Origin of the sequence: Streptomyces sp. NRRL F-5122, assembly GCF_001507435.1 — a bacterium.
In the GTDB taxonomy this organism is placed as follows: domain Bacteria; phylum Actinomycetota; class Actinomycetes; order Streptomycetales; family Streptomycetaceae; genus Streptomyces; species Streptomyces lannensis.
Map to the genome: position 1 here is coordinate 184,250 of NZ_LMWH01000015.1, position 21,485 is coordinate 205,734.

At 68.9% G+C, this 21,485-nt stretch carries 22 protein-coding genes; 10 read left to right on the top strand and 12 right to left on the bottom strand.

Annotated elements, in window-relative coordinates; all coding sequences use genetic code 11:
- Positions 1–451: 451 nt before the first annotated feature.
- Positions 452–1,357 (top strand): DMT family transporter, encoded by a 906-nt coding sequence (locus ADL25_RS04590; protein ID WP_059126293.1) that lies wholly within the window; start codon positions 452–454, stop codon positions 1,355–1,357.
- A 155-nt stretch (positions 1,358–1,512) separates the two neighbouring features.
- Positions 1,513–1,731, top strand: a complete 219-nt coding sequence (locus ADL25_RS04595; protein WP_059126294.1) for a hypothetical protein — start codon at positions 1,513–1,515, stop codon at positions 1,729–1,731.
- A gap of 129 nt (positions 1,732–1,860) precedes the next feature.
- Here ADL25_RS04595 and ADL25_RS04600 read toward each other — a convergent pair whose 3' ends face one another.
- The 3 genes from ADL25_RS04600 to ADL25_RS04610 form a co-directional block, all read right to left on the bottom strand.
- A complete protein-coding gene (locus ADL25_RS04600; RefSeq protein WP_159044874.1) occupies positions 1,861–3,333 on the bottom strand; it encodes an MFS transporter in 1,473 nt (490 codons plus the stop codon).
- A 228-nt stretch (positions 3,334–3,561) separates the two neighbouring features.
- Complete coding sequence (locus tag ADL25_RS04605; protein WP_059126296.1) at positions 3,562–4,293, bottom strand: class F sortase; 732 nt, start codon at positions 4,291–4,293, stop codon at positions 3,562–3,564.
- A gap of 141 nt (positions 4,294–4,434) precedes the next feature.
- Entirely contained in the window at positions 4,435–4,896 is a 462-nt protein-coding gene (locus tag ADL25_RS04610; protein WP_159044875.1) for a hypothetical protein, read from the bottom strand.
- A 1,027-nt stretch (positions 4,897–5,923) separates the two neighbouring features.
- On the opposite strand from ADL25_RS04610, the gene ADL25_RS04615 reads away from it, so the two are divergent.
- Together ADL25_RS04615 and ADL25_RS51490 are read left to right on the top strand one after the other, a co-directional pair.
- Positions 5,924–6,364 carry a hypothetical protein gene (locus ADL25_RS04615; protein ID WP_059126298.1) on the top strand — a complete coding sequence of 147 codons (441 nt, stop codon included), beginning with the start codon at positions 5,924–5,926 and terminating at the stop codon, positions 6,362–6,364.
- A 146-nt stretch (positions 6,365–6,510) separates the two neighbouring features.
- On the top strand, positions 6,511–6,825 hold the full coding sequence (locus tag ADL25_RS51490; RefSeq protein WP_267889226.1) for an Imm21 family immunity protein: 315 nt from the start codon (positions 6,511–6,513) through the stop codon (positions 6,823–6,825).
- Positions 6,826–7,832: 1,007 nt separating this feature from the next.
- Here the strand turns inward: ADL25_RS51490 and ADL25_RS04620 are convergent.
- From ADL25_RS04620 to ADL25_RS04630, 3 genes are all read right to left on the bottom strand, one after another.
- A complete protein-coding gene (locus ADL25_RS04620; protein ID WP_059126299.1) occupies positions 7,833–8,300 on the bottom strand; it encodes a hypothetical protein in 468 nt (155 codons plus the stop codon).
- Positions 8,301–9,112: 812 nt separating this feature from the next.
- Entirely contained in the window at positions 9,113–10,309 is a 1,197-nt protein-coding gene (locus ADL25_RS04625; protein ID WP_059126300.1) for an FAD-dependent oxidoreductase, read from the bottom strand.
- A gap of 34 nt (positions 10,310–10,343) precedes the next feature.
- Complete coding sequence (locus tag ADL25_RS04630) at positions 10,344–10,835, bottom strand: hypothetical protein (protein ID WP_059126343.1); 492 nt, start codon at positions 10,833–10,835, stop codon at positions 10,344–10,346.
- 99 nt (positions 10,836–10,934) lie between these two features.
- Here ADL25_RS04630 and ADL25_RS04635 point away from each other — a divergent pair, with 99 nt between their 5' ends.
- Positions 10,935–11,594, top strand: coding sequence for a PadR family transcriptional regulator (locus ADL25_RS04635; protein WP_059126301.1), 660 nt, complete (start codon positions 10,935–10,937; stop codon positions 11,592–11,594).
- Positions 11,595–11,621: 27 nt separating this feature from the next.
- Positions 11,622–11,750, top strand: a complete 129-nt coding sequence (locus ADL25_RS51495) for a hypothetical protein (protein ID WP_267889225.1) — start codon at positions 11,622–11,624, stop codon at positions 11,748–11,750.
- 106 nt (positions 11,751–11,856) lie between these two features.
- Here ADL25_RS51495 and ADL25_RS04640 read toward each other — a convergent pair whose 3' ends face one another.
- Together ADL25_RS04640 and ADL25_RS04645 are read right to left on the bottom strand one after the other, a co-directional pair.
- A complete protein-coding gene (locus ADL25_RS04640) occupies positions 11,857–12,216 on the bottom strand; it encodes a DUF1707 SHOCT-like domain-containing protein (RefSeq protein ID WP_059126302.1) in 360 nt (119 codons plus the stop codon).
- Positions 12,203–12,745 carry a winged helix-turn-helix domain-containing protein gene (locus ADL25_RS04645; RefSeq protein WP_059126303.1) on the bottom strand — a complete coding sequence of 181 codons (543 nt, stop codon included), beginning with the start codon at positions 12,743–12,745 and terminating at the stop codon, positions 12,203–12,205. Before ADL25_RS04645 ends, ADL25_RS04640 begins: the two co-directional genes overlap by 14 nt.
- A gap of 444 nt (positions 12,746–13,189) precedes the next feature.
- Here ADL25_RS04645 and ADL25_RS04650 point away from each other — a divergent pair, with 444 nt between their 5' ends.
- Positions 13,190–13,903, top strand: coding sequence for a D-Ala-D-Ala carboxypeptidase family metallohydrolase (locus ADL25_RS04650; RefSeq protein ID WP_234380531.1), 714 nt, complete (start codon positions 13,190–13,192; stop codon positions 13,901–13,903).
- Positions 13,904–13,946: 43 nt separating this feature from the next.
- On the opposite strand, the gene ADL25_RS04655 is transcribed toward ADL25_RS04650, so the two are convergent.
- Positions 13,947–14,360, bottom strand: a complete 414-nt coding sequence (locus ADL25_RS04655) for an SRPBCC family protein (RefSeq protein WP_059126305.1) — start codon at positions 14,358–14,360, stop codon at positions 13,947–13,949.
- A 226-nt stretch (positions 14,361–14,586) separates the two neighbouring features.
- On the opposite strand from ADL25_RS04655, the gene ADL25_RS04660 reads away from it, so the two are divergent.
- A complete protein-coding gene (locus ADL25_RS04660) occupies positions 14,587–15,267 on the top strand; it encodes a TetR/AcrR family transcriptional regulator (RefSeq protein ID WP_059126306.1) in 681 nt (226 codons plus the stop codon).
- A gap of 9 nt (positions 15,268–15,276) precedes the next feature.
- On the opposite strand, the gene ADL25_RS04665 is transcribed toward ADL25_RS04660, so the two are convergent.
- Complete coding sequence (locus ADL25_RS04665; RefSeq protein WP_059126307.1) at positions 15,277–16,365, bottom strand: PP2C family protein-serine/threonine phosphatase; 1,089 nt, start codon at positions 16,363–16,365, stop codon at positions 15,277–15,279.
- A gap of 378 nt (positions 16,366–16,743) precedes the next feature.
- On the opposite strand from ADL25_RS04665, the gene ADL25_RS04670 reads away from it, so the two are divergent.
- Together ADL25_RS04670 and ADL25_RS04675 are read left to right on the top strand one after the other, a co-directional pair.
- Positions 16,744–17,391: an HD domain-containing protein gene (locus ADL25_RS04670; protein ID WP_059126344.1), complete on the top strand. Its 648-nt coding sequence runs from the start codon at positions 16,744–16,746 to the stop codon at positions 17,389–17,391.
- 35 nt (positions 17,392–17,426) lie between these two features.
- Positions 17,427–18,389 (top strand): GlxA family transcriptional regulator, encoded by a 963-nt coding sequence (locus ADL25_RS04675; RefSeq protein ID WP_059126345.1) that lies wholly within the window; start codon positions 17,427–17,429, stop codon positions 18,387–18,389.
- A gap of 260 nt (positions 18,390–18,649) precedes the next feature.
- Here ADL25_RS04675 and ADL25_RS04680 read toward each other — a convergent pair whose 3' ends face one another.
- Together ADL25_RS04680 and ADL25_RS04685 are read right to left on the bottom strand one after the other, a co-directional pair.
- Entirely contained in the window at positions 18,650–19,810 is a 1,161-nt protein-coding gene (locus tag ADL25_RS04680; RefSeq protein WP_059126308.1) for an NAD-dependent formate dehydrogenase, read from the bottom strand.
- A gap of 130 nt (positions 19,811–19,940) precedes the next feature.
- Complete coding sequence (locus tag ADL25_RS04685) at positions 19,941–20,885, bottom strand: LysR family transcriptional regulator (protein ID WP_059126309.1); 945 nt, start codon at positions 20,883–20,885, stop codon at positions 19,941–19,943.
- Between the last annotated feature and the right edge of the window lie 600 nt (positions 20,886–21,485).

Below are 21,485 nucleotides of genomic sequence, written 5' to 3' on the forward strand. Positions count from 1 at the left end.
CGCCGGACGCCTGCGGCGGGGAGTGCCGGACACCACGGAGTGCCGGACCGCGGCCCCGACCGGCGCCCGTACCGCACGCCGTAAGCGCCGAGCGGCGCCGTCCCCGGGGCGCACCTGCCCGCGGACCGCGGCCGGCCGCGTGACCTGCGGCGGAACCACGGACGATCAGAGCCAGGAAGCGCCCGCCCGGCCCCGGGGACGCCGTCCCGCCGACCGCCTCGGTGGCCGGGCCTCTCCCGCGCCCGCCCTGCCCGGGCGGGAACCGCAGACCGCCCGCGCGCCGCGGCAGCCGTCCGGTCCGGCCGGGGCGGGAGGAGAAGGCCCGGCTGGAAACCGCCGACGCGAGGTGCCATCGTGGAACAGGCCCAGGCAGACCCGCCATGAGCAGCAACAAGAACGGAAACGCCGTACCCGCGCACCCGGCGCGGGACGTGGAAGTGGTGCGTGCGGGATGATTCTGGCAGTCGTATTCGCCGTCCTGGCTGCTGGCAGCAACGCGGTGGGAACCGTGTTGCAGCGGCGTGCCGCAGTCGAGGTGCCCGACTCCTCGGCCCGGCTCGCCCTCGTCCGGCACCTGCTGCGCAGTCCCATCTGGTTCGGCGGCATTCTGGGGGTCGTCTTCGCCGCGCTTTTCCAGGCGCTGGCACTGAGCGCGGGCCGGCTGGCCATGGTCCAGCCGCTCTTCATCCTCGAGCTCCCGCTGGCGCTCCTGGTCGGCAGTCTGGTCTTCCGCGTGCGGGTGTCGGCCAAGGCATGGTTCTGCGTGGCCTGCATCTTCGTCGGCCTGGCTCTGGGGCTGTTCTCCGTGGCCCCCTCCGGTGGACGCGATCAGATTCCGGGGGTCTGGTGGGTGCCGACGCTCGCAGCCGTCGGCGGGGCCGGTGCCGTACTCGTGCTGACCGGACTACGCCGCCCACAGGGCCTCGCCCGAGCGGCCTGCCTGGCGGCCGCCGCCGCCATCGGCAACGCGCTCACCGCGGCGCTGGTCAAGTCGTCCATGGCCATCCTCGCCGACGAAGGCGCGACGGGATTTTTTCTCGCCTGGCAGACCTATGGTTTCGCGGCCGTCGGATCGCTCTCGATCTTCCTGCTGGGATACGCCATGCAGGGGGGCCCGCTGATCGCGTCGCAGCCGGCTCTCACGCTCGGTGACGCCTCGGTGAGTTTCATCCTGGGTGTGACCCTCTTCGCGGAGTCCCCGCGCCTCGGAATGTGGCTTCTTCCTGCCTTCCTGGGCCTCGCCCTGCTCTCCTACGGCGTGTTCGCCCTGTCCCGCACCCGGTGCCTGGCGAAGTGCATCGACCGGGACGACGAGGAAGCGCAGCAGGAGGAGCAGCATGCCGCAGCGGCCATGTAGGGCGAACCGCGAGGCGGAAGGCGAACCCCGGGCTCTCAAGGTGAACGTGGCCTTGGCCGTGGCGCCTCGACGTGCGCGTTAGCCCATTCGGCCCCATCCTGAAGTCCGGTCCACTGCACCGGGCCCCACAGGCCGACCACCCACGGGGAGGTCCTGTGATCCTTTTCGCCCTTCTGGCGCCCGCTCTGATGATGGCCTTCCTTTTCGGCATGGCCGCCTTCGAAGACCTCCTCTTCTTGCGTCCGGCAGCCACGGACGACGTCAGCCCTTCCGACGACACCGCGCGATCCGCCGACCCCGAGGAGAGTGCCTCTCCCACGGGGGCGGCCGTGGACGCGGGTGATCACTGGGTCGAGCCGCCCGCGCTCGGATGAGCCGTTGTTGTGCGGCGGGGCGTATCGCCGCTGCACCCTCATGGGCACCTCGCACCCCCGCGGCCGAGTGCGTGGGCACCGCGACGGCCACGATGTGTGACCGTACGAAGCACGCTGTGAGCCGGCGCCTCACGGGGGAGCGACGCGAGGTGCGAGCCGCGTGGCCTGGACGCCGGAGAGCTCGTCGAGGGAACAGCCGCGCGGCTCGACGCGGAAGACGAGGGTGATCAGGAAACCGAGCGCACAGGCAGCGGCCACCGCGTAGAGCAGGGCGGCCTGGCCGATGCCCACCAGCAGTACGGGGAAGAGGAAGGTGCCAAGGGCCGCTCCCAACTTGCCGCATCCGGCGGCGAAGCCGTGTCCGGCCGAGCGGATCTCCGAGGGGAACACCTCGGCAGGCAGAGCGAACGTCGTGGCGTTCGGGCCGAGATTCATGAACATGTTGAAGAGCCCGAACCCGATCAGCACCATCGGTAGATGGTCGCCGGCCCCGCCGGGCAGCTGGCTGCCGATCGCCAGGACACAGAGTGCGACGGCCATCACCGCGAAACCGACCAGTTGCAGCGGGACGCGGCCGATACGGTCGATCAGGAAGATGGCCAGGAGGAATCCGACGACGAGGAAGACGTCCAGTAGTGCGGTCCCCTTCGTGGAGACGATGTCGTCGGCGATGAACGTGGTGTTCGCGCCGTGCACCGTCAGGGAGGCGAGGAGGGTGGGGGTGAAGATGCCCACCCCGTAGGTGGCGATGTCCATCAGGAACCACGGCGCCGCGGTGAAGACGGTCCGTCTGTGCCACTGCCGTGAGAACAACCGGGGCTGAAGGAACGCACCGACACCTTCCGCCGGGGGCTCGTGCCGTTCCTTGTCCGCATCGGTCACCTGGACGGGCACACCCACCAGCGCCCGGCCGACGTCGCGCGCCTCCTGTTCGTGCCCGTTCTGGGCGAGCCATCGGGGACTCTCGGGCACCCGACGGCGCAGCCAGATGATGATCAGGGCCGGGATCAGCCCGAATCCCAGCATGATCCGCCACGAGGTCACATGGGGATACGCCTCGAGGAGCACCACCCCGGCCGCCGCGCCCAGCAGGATGCCCGCCGCCTGCAGACTGAAGGCGGCGACCAGCCACCGCCCACGGGCCCTGGAGGGCAGGATCTCCGCCAGATAGCTGGCGGCGATCGGGTAGTCCAGGCCCACCGCGACGCCCAGCGCGAACCTGAAGACCATGAGGGACCAGACATCCCACGCGACCGCACACAGCACCGAGAAGACGACGAACAGCCACAGGTCGACCCGGAAGATACGGCTTCGGCCGACCCGGTCGCCCAGCGGTCCCAGCAGCGCCGCACCGAACACCGAGCCCACCACCGCCGCAGCGGACAGCAGGCCCTTCTCGACGGCACTCACCGAGAAGTCCGCGGCGATGAGCGGATTCGCCACACCGATGATGAAGAAGTCGAAACCGTCGAGCAGAACGCCGAGCCCGGCCAGCAGCCAGAACCGGAGGTGCAGTCGGGAAACGGCGGCGCCGTCCAGCGCTTCGCCCAGGGGTTTCGATCCGTCGAACACATGCTGGGCAGGCGGAGTCTTGGTGGCCACGTCGTCCTCACCGGTCGCTGTGCAACAGTGCTTCGCCGCACGCCATCTTGCGGACAGATCACTGGCACACGGGGATTGGGGCGACGTGGCTCCGCCAGGGCACTCGAACGGCCGAGATCACGGGCGGGGGCACCTGCAGGTGGTGACGGGAGCACCCCCGGCCGGCCGGGGGTGCCGGAAGAAGAATGTACCGGTGAGAGTGTGTCGGGGGCGGTTCCCGGAGGTTGCTCAGGGATGCCTGACCGAGTCGAGGTGGGCGAACACCACCACGTTGGATTCGTAGTCGTGGGACTTGTGGTTGTAGGTGCCACCACAGGTGATCAACCGCAGCTGAGGGGTGGTGTTGCCGGCGTAGACCCGCTTGTCGGGGAACTTCGCCTTGCTGAAGGTCTCGACGGTGTCCACCTTGAAGCTGGTGACGACGCCGTCCGCGCGGGTGATGTCGAGCTTGCTTCCCGGCTTCAGGGTGCGCAGCAGCACGAACACCGCCGGTCCCGTCTTGGTGTCGACGTGACCCACCACAACCGACGTTCCCCGCTCACCGGGTGAGACCCCGCCCTTGTACCAGCCCACCAGGTTCTTGTTCGTCACGGGAGGTGGAGCGAGGTGCCCCGAGGCGTCCAGCGAGATCTCCGAGAACGGCGCGTTGACTCCGATCTGCGGAATCACGATGCGCTTGGGGGCGGACCGAGGCAGCTCCTGCGCCGCCGGAAGGCCCTTACGAGGCCCCGGGCCTGACGGAGCGACGAGTGCAGGCGGGGTCACGACCACGGACGGGGGGACGACGGCCGCGGGCAGAGTCGGCGGCTTGGGATCCGACGGGCTCGACAGCGAGTGGTGGATGAGTACGGCGCCCAGCCCCACAGCCGCCGCCGGCAGCAACAACAGGGCACGGTTGACGGTACGGGACGTGGGCCTGTTTCGCGGCTGCTCCGGCGGGGCCGGTTGAGAGAGGGTCATCAGTCAACGCCTGTTCATGAACGAGGGCGGCGATAGGACATCAGGGGGCCGGACAACCGGCCCCAACGCCGCAGTCGCGGGCGCCGTCACCCTTCGCGAGTGACGGCGGCCGCGACCGCACAGTCGGCCGACCGGTGCCGATCAGGCCTCCGCCGCTCGACGCCGCAGCATGTACGCACCCGCGCCGAGTCCGCCGAGCAGCAGCACCGAACCAGCGGCCAGGCCGTTGCTGGACTGCGCCAGCCCGCCGCCACCGGCTTTTACGGCACCGCTGGGCGCCCTCTCCGCGCCAGGCCTGCCCTCGTTGCTCTGGTCCTCGTCCGAGGCAGCGGGGTCGCTGCTCTCGTCGTCGGCTCCACCGGCGTTCTCGTCGGCGCCCTCGGCGCCCTCGGCGGCCTCGCCGCCCTCGCCGCGCTCGTGGTGCGGTCGGCCGTGGTGAGACCGGCCGCCGTCGTCGTCGCCGGGCTGGGTCTGCGCCATGGTCAGAGCACCGTCACCGGCCTTCACGCCGCTGGCCAGCGACACGGCATGCGCGGCGGGAGCGGAGAGCGCGACGGCCGCGGCGACCGCAGCGGAGGCGAACATTGTCCGGGTCACTCGCATCAGAGGTATTCCTTTCGCCGCCGCCACGAAGGCCGGCACTATGCCGGCACAGCGGAATCGCAGCAGCAACGTGTTCACCCTCAACCCGAAGACCACCTCCGACCGCTGCATGACACGGGAAGTGAGCAAGCCCGTACTCCCTCCGGGTGTCTCCAGACCGAAAAGTAACCCGTTCGGCAGCACCCCCATCAGTACCAACATCATCACTAATGCATGGAGAGCGAACGCGTGTACCGAAGCCGATGTCCCGCATTCACACGATCGATGACGTTGCATCAAATACCCGTGCGAACAACCGCGAGGTGGTGATGCGCGATTTCCGGTCGCGGCCTTGGGTGTGGTCGGCCCGCGAGGGCGGCGACCCGACCAGGTGTGCGAGATCGCCTCCAGTGGCTCGGTTTCGTGCCCGATTATCGTTTTGACGGCCGGTCACAGACGTGCGCCGCCAGGCCTCCCGGTCGTGGGCTCGGCGCCTGCGTACACGGTGCGGACCGGGACCGGGGTCGCCGTGGCCGACGGCGATGGGCAGTCCACCAGCCGGCACCAGGTCCCCGTACGAGCCCTCTCTCGTGTCGGCTCCCACGACCGTCCCGGCTTGCCGGCCTGCCCGGCGGCTGGAGGCGTACGCAGACCATGTACGCGCCCCACCGAGGCGCTGCCGAACAGTCGGCGGCCCGACGACCTCGAGGCGGTCGTCGGCGGGCGGCGGCGACCGCGTGCGAGGCGGGAGGTGAACTCGCGGACTTCCCACATCTCGAGCCGACGAACTCCGCCCAGGGCGTGCGCTCACTGAGGGTCATGACGGCCAAAGTCGTGTACGCGGCTTCTAGTGGGTCGGCCGTGGCCATGGCCCTCGGTCGTGACAGATGCTTCGCGACACGTGCGCGGAGAGCAACACCGGTCGGCCCTTTTGCCGGAAGGGCACTTCGCCTCAAAGCCCCGTGCGGAGGGACGAGTTGATGCTTGACGGGTCGGTGTCAGGTGAGGCTTGAAGCGTGTCCTGGACATTGTGCGTTACCGTCCTGCCATGCCGGACCGTTTCCCCGAGATCACCTCAGTCACGGAGTTCATCCGACTGCGCACGAGCGAGGATCCGGCGGAGAGGGATCGCGCGGCGTGGGCGGCTATGCCGCTGCCGGTCTGGGACGAGTTGGTGCGTGAGCACCCGGACATGCGGTTCTGGGCTGCCCACAACCGTAGTTGTCCGCCGGAGATCCTTACCGAGCTGATCAAGGACAACGACTGGCGTGTTCGCAGCAGGGTGGCGAGCCGTCGCAACTGTCCGGCCGAACTGCTGGAGGCATTGGCCGACGACCCGCACGATGCTGTCCGCAGCACCGTCGCGACCCATCAGCACTCCCCACGCAGTGCGGTGCTGCGCCTGACGGACGACCCATGGGCCGTGATCGCCGAAGCAGCCCGAACCCGCATCGCCAACTTGCCCCAGTCGGCTCCGAACGAGACGTAGCACCCTCACACGAGCTTCCACCGTCGGTTCTCGCCGGACTTCCGCACGACCAGGTCCTTGGCGCTGGCACGGGGGACCGTGCTGACCTGGTCGTTGCCGTGGAAGACCTGCATGACGGTGGCGTCGAGGTGGGCGGTGACGACTTGATGGGCCCAGGTGCGGCCGACTTGGACGGGCTGGGGTCACTTCAGCCGTCCGATGGCTCGCCCTGTCATGGGGTGAAGGCAGACTGCGCGCCATGGAAGGCCTGCGGAGTCTGGGAGACCGACGGCCCGGCGGTTCTTATGGACTCAGCCGAGGCCGGCGAAGACCTCGGCGTGCCCTACCCGGATGGCAAGGGCCGACCGGACGAAGCCCCGGTGCCCGTGGCCGCAGGACGATGGAGAGTCCGTGTGTTCTACAAGACCGACGGATGCTGTTCGGTGGGCGTGGTCCAACTCCTCCCAGCAACCGGTCCTTGATTCACAGGTGGCGTGCGGGCGGCGCATGCGCGACCTGCGTATGGGACCTTCCAAACAGGACAGCAGCCGGTCTGGTCGCTTCGCGACGACGAGCTGGCCGTGCCGGGCCGGCAGGAGGCTCCCGCCGACGGCGCCGACTGACACCACCACGGATCACACTGTCGTGAACCCGGACCAGGCGGAGATGTCCAGCTGAAGGCTGTGGGTCTCGCCGTGGCGAATCGACACGACCTGGTCGGGCTCACCCTGCTGGTGCAGGATCGACGGCAGGTCGCACTCGGCGAAACGGCTCGACGAGCCAGGCCGCCCCCGGGCTGATGGCCAGGAACTGGGTTTCGGGCGGGTTCGTCGCCTGGGGTGTGCGCTCGCCGCGCGGGCGTCGGGTGATGCTCGTCGGCAATCCGCGGCGGCACGAGCGGGGGAGGCGCGGAACGGCGGGGCCTGGGCGGCGGCTGTCGGGGCCCCGCGACAGCGTACGAGAGAAGCGCATGGGTACGAGGAGAGCGCCTCTGGTGCCGCTGATCGCCTCAGGCATTGGGTGGGGAGGCGGGAAACCGCCTGCTCAGGGTTTTCCCCCACGCTCAGGGGCACTCGGACAGTGAGCGTGGAGGTACTGAGATGAGTACCGGAGAGAAAGCCAAGGCAAGAGCCGAACAGGTTGTAGGCAAGACCGTGCGGAAGGTGGCCCACGCGGTACACAAAGACACCCTCGCAGCAAAGGGTGCCGCCCTCGAGGCGCGGGGCAGGATGCGGGGCGCGAAAGAGAGCACCAAGGACTCCTTCAAGCGCTGACAACGTCATGGCCGTCCGGCCGTGCAGTGCGTGCGGCGGGAGCGGTTCGCGTCCCCGTGCGGTGGGCGTGCGACACAGGTCCGAGGCAGTCTGTGCCGCTGACGGCCTGTGCCGTAGACGTCCTCTGGCGATCCAGGTCGCGGGTCATGAAGCCACGTGAGGTGATCGACGCTCCATTCGACGCAGCGGACGGAGGGCAGCTGAGGGGTTGCGGATCACGACGACCCCGGCAGGGGCTCCTCGCCGTCGTAGGCCGCCAGCGCGGCCTGACGGCATTCCAGCAGGTCGCCGAGGAGCTCGGGGGTCACGTGCTCCTGGGCCAGCGCTACCGTCGCCCTGGCTTCGACGGAGGCCCATGCGTGCCGGGCGCGCTTGTTGGCGCGGCGCCTGGTGTCGCTGCGAAGGAAGCCCGCACCCGCCGCGAACCCGGCGGAGGCCAGAGCGGCGAGGGCGGCGGGAACACGCGCGCCGGCCGAGGCCAATCCTGCCGTTCCCGCCGTGCCCGCGAGCAAGGCCGCGGGGAAACCGAGGGCGATGTCCGCCTTGGTCCAGAACTCGGCCCGACGGTGGGCGAGTCTCCTCTGTTGCGTCGCCTCGGCTTTCAGTCGCTCGATCTCGGCACGCAGGCGGTGCGCGGACCCGTCCGGGCTCAGGCTGGTGGTTCCGTCAGCTGGAGTGGCCATGAGGAAATTCCAACATGTCTGTGCCAGAAGGTACTTGGTGATTCCGCACAGCCTTCGGGCGCGGTGGACGTGAGCTTCCCACGATGCGTTCCGTCACATTGTGTAGTCGACCCTGCCGATGATCTCCGTTTAGGGTGTGGCGTATGAGCGACGACGCCCCGGCCTGTCCCGAGTGCGGCCGGCCGATGAGGTCCGGTGGTCTCGTGCTCGCTCAGCGGCCGGATGACGGTCGACGGACGTGTCGGTCACTGTGGAGATGTGCCGGTCGGCACGTCTGGTGGCGCTGGGCCGACCGGCCGGAGGAGCCGTTGGTGACCTGTCCGTTTCCGGGGCTGTTTCGCTGACATCCGGCGTTGACGGAGTCCTGTCGGGGCGTCAAGCGAGGCCAGCCAAAACGCCCAAGAAGGATCTTCCTTTCCCGGGTGTTCGACGTGGTTGACGGCAGCGGCCCCGTCACTCATCGGGCAGAAGCGACCCCAGCCTGTCCAGAGCGGCCCGCTTCTCTGTGAGGTCCGCGTGCGCGTAAATGGTATGTCGGAGATCATGGAATCTGAAGTCCGGGCCGAGCCGCTCGCGGATGGGGTAGAGGCGCCGGTTCAGGTGCATGTCGATCACTCGTTGATGCTGTCGGCACCTTGTGCTCGTTGCGCGCCAGTTCCGGCGGGACATGACGTGGACTCACAGCGAACAGCGGCACAGACCATGCTTTCGGCCCAAGCCGGGTACTTCGCAGGTCAGCTGTGATCCGCATACGCACCTTCCGGCTCCTGAAGGGACAGGGGTTGTTTCCGGTGGAAGCGGTCCGCCCGTCCTCAGGCGGGCACCACGGGGGCGTCCCAGTCGATCCGGTACCGGTGCGTCCAGCCGAACATGTTCTCCGGCTTCAGGAACGTGCGCGTCGCCAATGGCATCAGCAGAGCCGTGATCTTCGTCGCGACCGGGCCCATCGACTTCTGGCTGTTGGTCTTCGCGGCCTGCGCTGCGACCTTCTCCACCCTGCCCCGCCTCAGCTGCTCGTATGTCGCGAACGCCGAGCCCACATCAGGGACGTCCCGCAGGCACCGCGCCAACTGCACGGCGCTCTGGACCGCGAGGGACGCGCCCTGCCCGGAGCTGGACGACGGAGCGTGGGCCGCGTCGCCGACCAGGACCATCCGTCCCCGGTGCCACGTAGGCACCGAAGGCAGGATCTCCAGCCCTCCGAAAGTGAGGAGTTCGTGGTCGCCGGTGCCCCGGAGCAGATCGCGGCCGGGGACGTCCCCGGCCGCCCTCTCCCGCAGGATCCGCATCCATGCGGCCGACGGCGTCGCACGGGCCTGCTCCGCGCTGAGCGGCTCTTCGTGCGGCAGGTTGCCGAACCAGGCGGTGCCTCCGCCGGGCACCGGCCAGTAGCCGAGAAACGCGTGCTCGCCGAAGGCGAAGTACATGGTGTCCGGCCGCGCCTGAGGGACCTCCGTCTTCGAGTGGGCGCCGAAGCCGAGCAGGCCGGTGTACCGGGGGCCGGGCGCCGCCGGGTCGATCAGCTGCCGGACCGTCGACCGGATACCGTCGGCCCCGACCAGCACGTCTGCGGTCACCCGGGTCCCGTCGGCGAACTCGGCGGTGACGCCGGCCGGGGTTTCCTCGGCCCCGGTCAACCGCTTTCCGTACACGGTCTGTACGCCTGCCGCGGCGGCTCGCTCGCGCACAGCCCGGTAAAGGTCGGCACGCCACATCACCTGGCTTGGCGGCAGGCCCGTCAGGCCTGCGAACTCGCCCATCCGCCGGCCCCGCCCATCGGTCATGACCATGCGGTGGATCGGCTGACCGGCCAAGCCATGGTCCACACCGACGACTTCGAGGGCGCTGAGCCCGTTGGGCGCGACCATCAGCATGCCACCGAGGTCGTCCGCCGTGTTCTCGTAGGCCTCGTGGACGGTCGCCTCGATGCCCGCCCTGCGCAGTGCGAGGGCCGTTGCCGGTCCGGCTATGCCGCCTCCGATGACAGCCGCCGTCTTGATCGCACTCATGCGTGTGTCCCTTTCCCGCGCCGGGGTCGGATGTTCAGTGGCCGTGCGAGCGTGCCGGGTCGTCGACGGTCGGGTGACCGCCGGTCCTGTGGGCGAGCCGCAGGTCCTGGAGGTAGGCGCGGGAGCACATGGCGCTGAGGACCGCGATGCCGCCTCGGTGTACGCGGACCTCGCTGTCGGCTGCGACACCGGTCAGACGGATCCGGCGGGCGCCGGCGAGGGCCGAGTCCTGGGCGGTCCGGCCCTGCGCGTCCTTGACCTTGCCGCGGGCGGTCCAACGCAGGGCCCAGTGGTCGACGAAGGCGTCGTCCGGCACGAGCAGTTTGACCGTGGCGCGCTGGAGTTCCAGGTGCAGGTCGATGTCGTCGGGCATGTCCGGGGAGCGCAGATCGAGCACGGCCAGGCCCCGACGGGCGCGCACCTGGATGTGTCCGGTGCGGGTCCAGTTGCCCAGCCGCTTGGTCACGGCGTGGTCGGCGTGGATGCGCTCGGTGGCGTCGAGCGTCTCAGTGCTGGTGGTGGTCATCTCCATGGTCTCCGTTCACTCGTGGTCCTTGCTTCTGGTCGATAGTTGCAGTGCAACTAGTATTAAGTCAACTAGTTTCAGTGTGGGTAATATGTCGGCATGAGCACTCCGACCCGCAGCTCCCCGCTGGCCCTGACCGTGCTGGCCCTGCTGCACTTCCAGCCCCTGCACCCGTACGGGATCCAGAGACTGATCAAGCAGTGGGGAAAGGACCAGGTCGTCAATGTCGGCCAGCGCGCGAGCCTCTACCGGACGATCGACCGGCTCCTCGCAACGGGCCTGGTCACGGTCCGGGAGACCGGCCGCGACCAGCAGTACCCCGAGCGGACGGTGTATGAGCTGACCGATGCGGGGCGCTCGACCATGAGTGTCTGGCTGAAGGAGATGCTGGCCGCGCCGAAGCAGGAGTTCCCGCAGTTCCCCGCCGCGCTGTCCTTCGTCCTCATGCTCGCCCCGGAGGAGGCCCTCGAGGTGCTGGAACAGCGCGCCGCGACCGTCGCGGAGACCCTCGAAGCGCACGACAAGTCCTTGGCGGAGCAGACGGAGGTCCACGGCCTGCCGCGGGTGACCACGCTCGAAGAGGAGTATCTGCGCGCGATGGCCGCCGCAGAACTGGACTGGATCCGCGCCGTCACGGACGATCTGTCCAGCGGTCGGCTCAGCTGGAGTTTCGAAGAGCTGACCGGTTTCGCCCAGAGCACGGGGCAGCAGGCCCTGACCGACCAGACGTCCTCGGAGCCGCATCACGATCCACAGTGACCGCGCGCCGTATTGGACGCCCTCGGTGTGGCCCAACCCGTCGTCGAGGCGTTGCTCCGTGCGCCGGCGGCGGACGTGGCACGCATGTGCCAAGTGCTGCCGCGCATCCTGGCGTACGGGCGCCCGGACGCCCGCGCAAGACTCGTCGAGCTGTAGCGCGTAGAGCAGCGGAGTACAGCAACTACAGTGTTCCCGCACTGCCGGTAGCGCCCTCGAAGAGCCGAGTCACGCCGGCGACCGCCTGCGGCCGTTGTCCGCAGAGCTACACACCAGAAGGCCGTTGCTGCGGATGCGAGTGGTAACGGCGGGCCGGACTACGGGTGGTGAGCCAGTAGACGAGGGCCGCTGGTGGGCAGAAGCACAGCAGCAGGATCAGCACCTGTCGGTCCGTCCCGGCCGAAGCCCGACCTGATGTCCTTCCCTCCGCCGGTAGATCCGCTGTGATGGTGCCGAGTTGAGCGGCGGTGGCTGCTTGGTAAACGATGGTCACGCGGTCTTCGAGTTCGGACAGGGTCAGTCGGCCGGCCACGTAGTCGTCTTTGAGTCGCTCCACGGCGTCATCGCGTTCCGCTTCCGAGACTTTGATCGCGAGCTTGTCGCGGGGTTCTTCAGCATGGTTCATCCGGGCCTCCGGGCGACGGCGCGTTGGCGGACGGGCGATCGTGCAGGTCGATCACTGCGATGACGACCCGGGTCCAAACCCCTGAGGCGTCGTGGTTCCCGAACCGAGAGGCAAGTTCCGCGATGTGCCCGCGCAGCTCGGCAAGGGCCTCGTCGGTCAGCCGAAGGGCACCGCGATGCAGGTCGACTTCTCGCCGCTGGCCAATCTCTCTGGCTTGGTAGGCGGCGTTGATGTCAGCCCGGGTCGCGTCGAGCATGGACCCGAGGAACGCCGCCTGCTCCTCTGGAGTCGCACCATCCGCCGGTGGCTCGGTGACCGCGGGGGCGTAGACCCGTTCGACCTTGCCGCGAGCCAGCGGCCGGTATTCGGCGATCTCGATGAGCCCTGCTCGCTCCAGCCGGCCCAGGTGGTAGTAGAGCCGATCAACCGGCAGCCCTATGAGGTCGGCAAGTTCGCGGGCAGAGCGCGGCGTCTCCCACATCGCCTCCAACAGCCGGATGCGCAGGGGGTCGGCCAGTGCCTTGTGCACTCCATGCCATTGCCGGGGCGTAGGGGGAGAGGCTTCCGCACTCATTGACGATCAATCCGCATATTGAAGATGCCTCCAGTCACTGGAATTTTCTACAACGATGCGCCGTACAGCGGTAGTTCGCAAGACACGCGACGCCAGAACCGCGGCGGGCAGAAGGAGGACGTGCCCCGTACCCCAAGGTCGCCATGTCATCAACGCCCGCTCACAGGAGCCGACTTGGGAAGTCCGCCCCACACACGCCGGCCTGTGACAGCCGTTGCTCCCGCTCTTCCCCGTCGCCGTTCCATGCGCATAGCCTTCGTTGTCATGCGCAACTCATCGTGACGGCGGAGGTCTGACGCAGGCCGCGCGGTTCCCAGAAGAGGAGTGGCTTCCATGGATTGGGCACGACACTCCGGTCGAAGCATCGACCGTCGTACTGTGCTGAGAGGCGCGGCAGCAATGACGGCCGCGCTCGGTATGGCCGCAGTCGTCGAGGTCGGCTCCGCCGGCACGGCCGCGGCCTACGGCTGGACCCGAACCCTGCAGCAGGGCGTGTCCGGCTCCGACGTGGTGGAATTGCAGATCCGTGTCGGTGGCTGGGCCGCGTCGGGCGCTCAGCAGACCTATGTGGCCTGGGACGGAGAATTCGGTCCGGCCACGGCCGCCGCCGTCCAGCGCTTCCAGTCCGCCTACGGGTTGTCGGCGGACGGTGTTGTGGGTCCCCAGACCCAGGGTGTGCTCAACAGCCTCGAAAAGAGCGACGGATCGACCGCTCACTTCGCCTGGAGTGAGTTCACCTCCCATGACGGCTCGGGCTTCGGTGGCGGCAAGGTCGGTTCGACACAGGTCAAAGAGAATGTGCGCCGGCTGATGTACAAGCTGGAGGCGGTGCGCAGGAAGGCCGGAAACAGTTCGATCACCATCAACTCCGGCTTCCGCAGCACGTCCTACAACGCTTCGGTGGGCGGCGCGTCCAACAGCATGCACGTCTACGGAGACGCCGCCGACATCGTGGTCTCCGGTCACACCACCCTCCAGGTGTACCGAATCGCCGAAACGTGCGGCTTCTCGGGCCTCGAGGCGTACACACATTCCTGGCAGCACGTGGACAGCCGTGTGCAGTACCCCTCCTACCGCTCCGGCTCATGGTGGTGGGAGAGCGGCGTCGTGTGAGTCACCGCATTCGGCACATGACGAGGGCGGGGTGTTCGGCGCGTCAGCCGGCCGTGTTCTCGACCCGCAGCCGTACTTGTTCCTGAAGGTTCCGCAGGCTGGCGTCGAGGGCCTCCTGTACCGACCGCTCGCCGGGATCGTGGTGTTCGTCGAAGAACGACAGATGGACAGTCACCTCGCTGGCGCCGCTGCCGATGCCGGCGACCTGGAGCCACCCCGCGTAGTAGCCCTCGTTGCGGGTGCCCCACTCGAGCCGCATCTGCTCCGGGCGGGCGCTGAGCAGCGCGGATGTGTCCTGCTCGTCGTGATCGTCGTGCACGGTGACGGCGGGCGGGTCCTCCACGTGCACGTGCAGGGCGTTCGGCAGCCAGCTGTCCAACCGGTCGAGGTCGGCGGCCTGCTCGAAGACCTGCTCGGGCAGCGCGGCCATGGTGCGTGAACGTTCGTACTCGGCCATCGGTACCGCTCCTCGTGTCGAGGTCGTACAGCCGGACGAGTGCCCGTTCCGCCGTAATCGAAGCGGTCCTGGGACCGGCCGCCGGAGCCCATGACGCTCGCATGTGCGGTGATCCCCGCGCGCGGCCTGTGCTGTGGCACCCGTGCACCCGCGCCGTTACATTACTTTCAGAAGCTGTAATGAATCGATGACGTGGTGCTGCGCTGCGCCGGGAGGCCGACAGCGGATGAACAGGGGTGATCGCGACGTCGATGCCGGAGGCGGCGAGGCGTCGCGTCCCGGCACGAGCGACGGGACTCCCGCACGAGCCGGCGGCCGGCCGCGCGATCCGGCGATCGAGGACGCGATCATCCAGGCGACACGCAGACGTCTGATCACCGACGGCTACACCCGGATGACCATCGGGGACATCGTCGCCGACGCCGGTGTCACCCGGCCCACTCTCTACCGTCGGTGGGCCAACAAGTACGACCTGGTCGTCGATGCTCTCGCGTTCGGCTTCCGGGTGCAGCGCGAGGCATATCCCGATATCGACTTCGATGAACTGGCGCCGCTCGAGGCGTTCCGTGAGGCCGTGCGTCGACTCGATCCTCGGTACCACAACAAGGCCGCCATGGAGCTGCACGGCAACTTCATGGCGGAGGCCGAGCGCGTCCCGGGTCTCCTCGAGCAGCTGCGTGAGCATGCGGTACAGCCTCGCTGCGAGGAGCTGACGGAGGTTCTTCGGGGGCTCCAGGAGCGTGGTGCCATCCGGAAGGACGTCGACCTCGACGTCGTCGTCTCGCTGTGTTTCGGAAGCTACTTCGCGGACTACCTGCGCACCGGTGAGGCCGTCACCGACTTGCCCGACCGGGTCGTCCGGACGCTCTGGCCCGCTCTTGCGGAGCAGTCCGCGCCCACCGACTGACCGGCGCTCTCAGGCGGTCGGTGCGTACTGGACGGCAACGAGCGCCACGTCGTCGTCGAGCCGGCCGCCCGTGTGCCGGACGAGGTCGTCGAGCACATGCCGGAGAAGGGCCTCCGGGTCGCCCTGCTCCGTGTGCCAGCGGGTGCCACGGTCCGCGAGCGGATAGAACCTGCCGGAATCGTCTCTCGCCTCGGCGAGACCGTCGGTGTACAGCAGGAACACGTCGTGCGCGGCACAAGCGACGGTGTCCTGCCGGTAGGCGGCCGGGTCGAGGCTCGCCAGGCCCAGGGGCGGTGCGGGGGCGCGGCCGGACAGGGTGGTGATCCGGTGGTCGCGCAGCAGGAGGGGCGGGGGGTGTCCGCAGCTGACCATTCTCATGACGGCCCCGTCGCCGGGAAACTCCACCAGCAACGCGGTGACGAAGCGCTCCGCCGCATCGGCGTCGGTGTGGGATGCCTCTGTGACATGGCGGCGCACGCTGCGCTCGAGTGCCGCGGCCAGGTCCGGAAGCGCGGCGTGCTGATGGGCCGCCTCACGGAAGGCTCCGAGCAGCGCCGCCGCATCGTCGAGTGCCCGCAGACCCTTGCCCTTGACGTCCCCGATGATGAGCCGAGTGCCGTACGGGGTCCGCGCCGCGGCGTAGAGGTCGCCTCCGACCCGGGCCAGGCTCTCGGCTGCACGGTACGCCGTGGCCACCCGCAGATTCGCGATACGGCGGGGGAGCGGCCTGAGAACGACGTGCTGGGTCGCCTCGGAGATCGCCCGCAGCCGGCCTGCTTCGTTGCGGACGCGCTCCCGGGCACGGCAGGTGGCGACGAGGAACACGGACACGGCGAGCAGGGCGGCGGCGTGGACGGGCATGACGGCGGAGTGGAGCAGGCCGTCACGGATGTCGCAGATCATCGCGGCCAAGAGCGAGAGGGCGGCCGCACCGCCCGTCCATCGCGCGGTCGAGAGCGCGGCCACCAGGACGGGCGCGGCGATGAGCAGGGAGCCCAGATGAACGCTGGCGGGCACCACGAGGGCGATCACGCTGATACCCACGACCGGTGCGACCGATGCGGCTGTGGCCGGGCCATGTCGTACGGGACTGCTCAAGGCCTTGTCTCCTTGCCCATCTTCTTTGCGAGGCCCCCGTCCGGTGCCCGCCGGGTGAGGCGTGCGTCGCGGGGAATTGATCTACGGGAAATCCCAGGTCAAGCCCGTGATTCTTGGGCGGTGAGTTTCTTTACAGTCGCTACCTCTAACGAAATGGATGCCACGGTGATTCCCGGGAGCGGAATGCGCGGCTGCCCGGAGCTCGGGCTCAGGACGGGGTTGACATGAGGATGTCCGTATCTGTGGGGAGCTCGTCCGTTCGGCCATGGCGGACGCTGAGGGGAGGCGGGAGGCTGGAAACACGACGGATCGGCGGGCGATCGGGTGTCGCCTCAGCCGCCGGACCTCAAAATTGATGCGAAAGGCCAGGTGACGACCATGACCGCCGCTTTGACCGCCGTTGCCGGGGTGAACGTGCCGGACACGAAGCTCGCCCGCGAGGCGACGGAACTGGTGCGTGACACCACCAGTGAGCTGATCTACCACCACTCGCGCCGCGTCTACTTCTGGGGAAGCCTTCAGGGCCGCAACCGCGATCTGAGCTTCGACCCGGAGCTGCTCTACATCGGCGCCATGTTCCACGACCTCGGACTGTCCGAGCGCTTCCACGGCAGCGGGCGCCGCTTCGAGGTCGACAGCGCGGACGAGGCGCGGCGTTTCCTCGCGGCGCACGGGGCGCCGGAGGACAGCGTCCGGCGTGTGTGGACGGCCATCGCGCTGCACACGACGCCCGGCATCCCCGAGTTCATGGAGCCCGAAGTCGCGCTGGTCACGGCGGGTGTGGAGTACGACGTCCTCGGCATCGGCTATGGGGACGTCGGCGACGCAGATCGTGAGGCCGTTGTCGCGCTGCACCCGCGTCCGGACTTCAAGACGCGCATTCTGCAGGCCTTCACCGAGGGTATCCGCAGCAAGCCCGAGACGACGTTCGGAAACGTCAAGGCGGATGTGCTGGCCCACTACGTGCCCGGATTCGAGCGTGGCGACTTCGTACGCACCATCCAGGACTCGCCGTGGGCGGAGTAGCCCGGAGCCCCTCTGCGCCCCATGTGGTCGCCGTGATGGCGTTCGACCAAGTGCAGTTGCTGGACGTGACGGGGCCCGCCGAGGTGTTCACCACGGCCAACAATTACGGCGCCCACTACGACGTGCGGATCGTCTCCGTTACGGGGGAGGACGTGCGCACCTCCTCAGGGGTGAGGGTCGGTGTGGACGGGGATGTCGAAAGCCTGCCGGAGCGTGTCGGCACCCTGGTGGTGCCCGGCTGTGTGCCCTGGCAACGGGCCACCGCGGACAGGGAGTTGATCGACCTCACCACCGCCCTGACCGAAAGGTCCCGGCGCATCGCATCCGTGTGCGCCGGCGCCTTCGTCCTCGCCGAGACCGGTGTGCTGGACGGACGCCGCGCGGCGACTCACTGGGAACTCACGGGCGAACTGGCCACCGCCTACCCGAAGGTGGAGGTGCAGGCCGATCCGGTGTTCGTCCGGGACGGTGACATCGCCACGTCGGCGGGCGTCACAGCGGGCATCGACCTGTCGCTCGCACTCGTTGAGGAGGACCACGGATCCGATCTCGCCCGCAACGTGGCCCGGCACCTGGTCGTCTTCATGGCCCGACCCGGAGGCCAGTCGCAGTTCAGCGTCCGGATGGCGCCGCGAGAGGCCCAGCATCCGGCAGTGCGGCAGGCCATGAACGCCATCGCGGCCGACCCTCGAGCGGACTGCAGCCCGGACGGCATCGCCCGCCACGTCGGCTTGAGCAGCCGGCATCTCACCCGTCTGTTCCGCAACGAGGTCGGTATGACGCCGGGCCAGTATCTCGAATCGGTTCGCCTCGAGGCTGCCCAGGCGTTGCTCGAGGCGGGAAACGACTCGGTCGACGTCGTCGCGCGGGAGGCGGGATTCGGCTCGGCGGAGACCATGCGCCGGGCTTTCCAGATCACCCTGGGCGTCACCCCGACGGCCTACCGCGCCCGCTTCCGCACCACCGCGCCACAGGGCCGCTTCCAGCTCAGTCCCTGATGCGCCGGACCGGCGACGAGGGAAGACCGCGGTCGTACGCCCATGGCCCGTACAGCGGCTCGAAGCACCCGGTCTCCGGGCCGGGAGCGCAGGGTCCGGACGTTGTGGTCGGCCTCCGCACGAAGGCCGTGACGCGGGCGCCGGCTACGCTCGGTCGCTCCGACCTCTGCTTCCCTTCGGCGGCGTTCGCCGAAGGGAAGCAGGCGCCCGAGGCCGGAACGGTCATGTCGGCGGGGCTCAGAGGCGAGGGCCCCGAGCCGTCATTCCGTGACGGAGTAGGAGTGGGCGCCGGTGCCGGCGAGCGCACCCCCGTCCACGATCAGGTACTCGTCCCGGATCGGCCGTCCCGCGAACCACGACTCCAGGATCTCCCGGGTACCCGCCGCGTAACGGGCCTGGGCGGACAGTGACGAGCCGGAGATGTGCGGGGTCATCCCGTGGTGCGGCATGCTGCGCCAGGTGTGGTCGGCAGGTGCCGGCTGCGGGAACCAGACGTCACCGGCATAACCGGCCAACTGCCCGCTGCGAAGGGCTCGTTCGACGGCGTCCCGGTCGACGATACGGGCCCGTGCCGTGTTGATGAGATAGGCCCCGCGCTTCATCGTGCCGAGCAACTTGTCGTCGAAGAGGCGTTCCGTCTCAGGGTGCAGCGGAGCGTTGATGGTGACCACGTCGCAGTGCGGGACCATGTCGGCCGCGCTCTCGTGGAAGGTGAGGCCCAGTTCCTGCTCCACCTCGCGGGGCAGCCGGTGCCGGTCGGTGTAGTGCAGCTTCACGTCGAAGGGGGCGAGACGGCGCAGCACCGCGAGCCCGATGCGCCCGGCGGCCACCGTGCCGACGTGCATGCCTTCCACGTCGTAGGAGCGGGCCACACAGTCGGCGATGTTCCAGCCACCGTCGAGGACCACCTGGTGAGAGGGCAGGTAGTTGCGGACGAGGGACAGCGTCATCATCACCACGTGCTCGGCGACACTGATGCTGTTGCAGTACGTGACCTCGGCGACCGTCACACCGTGGGAGATGGCGGCGTCGAGGTGGACATGGTCCGATCCGATGCCGGCGGTGACGGCGAGCTTGAGGTTCTTGGCCGCGGCGATGCGCTCGGGGGTCAGATAGGCCGGCCAGAAGGGCTGGGAGATGACGATGTCGGCGTCGGGTAGTTCCCGGTCGAAGACCGAGCCGTCGCCGTCCTTGTCGGAGGTGACGACCAGGGTGTGCCCGGCCTCCTCCAGGAAACGGCGCAGACCGAGTTCGCCCGAGACGCTGCCGAGAAGGTGGCCGGGGGTGAAGTCGGTCGACTCGGGGGTGGGGGTGGTCTGTCCACCGGGGTAGTGGCTGATCACGGGGAGATCGTCACGGGCGTACGAGGTCGGGTAACCGTCGGTGGGGTCTTCGTACAGAACGCAGAGCACCTTGGCCATGTCGCGGCTCCTCAACTCCGATGTGCGGGAGCTCTGCTGAACTCCCGTGCGGGAAGGTGCACTTCACGATCCTCGTGGTCAAATGCGCAGGTCAAAGCGAATGTTGCTATGCCCGTATAGCCGGTGGCTATCAACTCCCGCTGCCCCGACCGATGTCGAGGTGCGTCCTGAGCAGTTGGTCGAGCGCCTCCCGTACGCCGGCCTGCCGTGCCACCCTCAGCAGGGCCCCGGCCAGTACGGACGGAGGGTTGTCCGGGCCCGTCACCAGACCCACGCGCGGTCCACGTGCAGGCCCCTCCAGTGGAACCACCCGCATTCCGGCCGGCACGCCGAACAAGTGCAGCCACGCATGTGAGATCACGCTCGACCAGCGGCCGCCGGGCAGGTGCGCGTACAGTCCGGCGACGCTGTCCGACTCGATCGCCGGTGCGGCGACGGCGCCGTCGGCCGCGAAGCACTCGTCCATGATCCGGCGGTTGCGCATGCGTGCGCCGAGCAGGCACAGCGGTAGCGACGCGGCCTGCGACCAGCGGGCTGTGGACGCCGTGGCCATCGGGCCGTCGGCCGGAGTGAGGAGCACATAACGCTCCTCGTACAGCGGGAACCTGCGTGCGCCGCGCAGGCTTTCGTCGTCGAGGTACGTCATCGCGGCATCGAGCTCGAACTCGCCCAAACGCTGCGTGATCTCGGCGGACGACAGCGAATCGACGCTCACCCGGGCCCGTGGGTGGCTCTCGCAGAACGGAGTGGTCAACAGTGACGCGGCAGGCAGCGCCGTCGGGACCACGCCCAGGCGCAGCGTGCCGGTGAGGCCGCCGCGAAGTTCGGACAGCTCCTGGTGCAGGGCGTCGCGCTCGGCGAGGATCCGGTGCGCCCAGGCCAGCACAAGCTCGCCCTCCGGGGTCAGTCCCTCGTACCGTCTGCCCCGACGCACGATCGAGACGTTCAGTTCGTGCTCGAGCCGGCGTATCCCGGCGGACAGCGAGGGCTGCGAGACATAGCAGGCGGCCGCCGCCCGGGCGAAGTGCCGTTCGCGCGCGAGGGCGACGAGGTACTCCAGCTGACGCAGCAGCATTGCGCGGCCTCCGGACGCGGTTCGGCCGAGGGCGAGCGGTTCCCCGCGGAATCCGGCGAACTCCCCCTGCCCGTCGGCGAGATGAAACTCGAGGGCCCGGTGGCAGCGGTTCCCGATCCGTTCGGTGCGGTGGGGCGCTGTGTCATGGGCGGACGTAATCTACGGCCCCCTTCCGGCACTGTCGATCCGGGCGCCGGGGGATCTCCCCATCAGGTGCCCGCGGTGTCGGCCCGCCGGTCCCTCGGTCAGGTCATCGACGGACGGCGGCGGAGGGTGCCTCCGGCGACCGCGATCGCCGGAGGAGGGGGAGGGCGGCGCTCCTGCCGGCGACGCCGTTGCAGGCCTGTTCGCCCGTGTTCACACCCCTCCGACGTGCTGTGATGAGCCTCACCGCAAACATGAGGCACCCCTCGAGTACGCTGGCACATGTGAAGATGAGGGGACCCTCCGGATGAGGCCCCCGTCACTCGGAACCCGACCGGTCCGGAAACCCCGGATCACGGCACCACGGCGGTCACCCGGCCACCGGACCTTCGCAAAGACAGGGAAAGACCATGAACAAGATGATCAGGCGCGCATCGATCGCTCTCGCTTCCACCG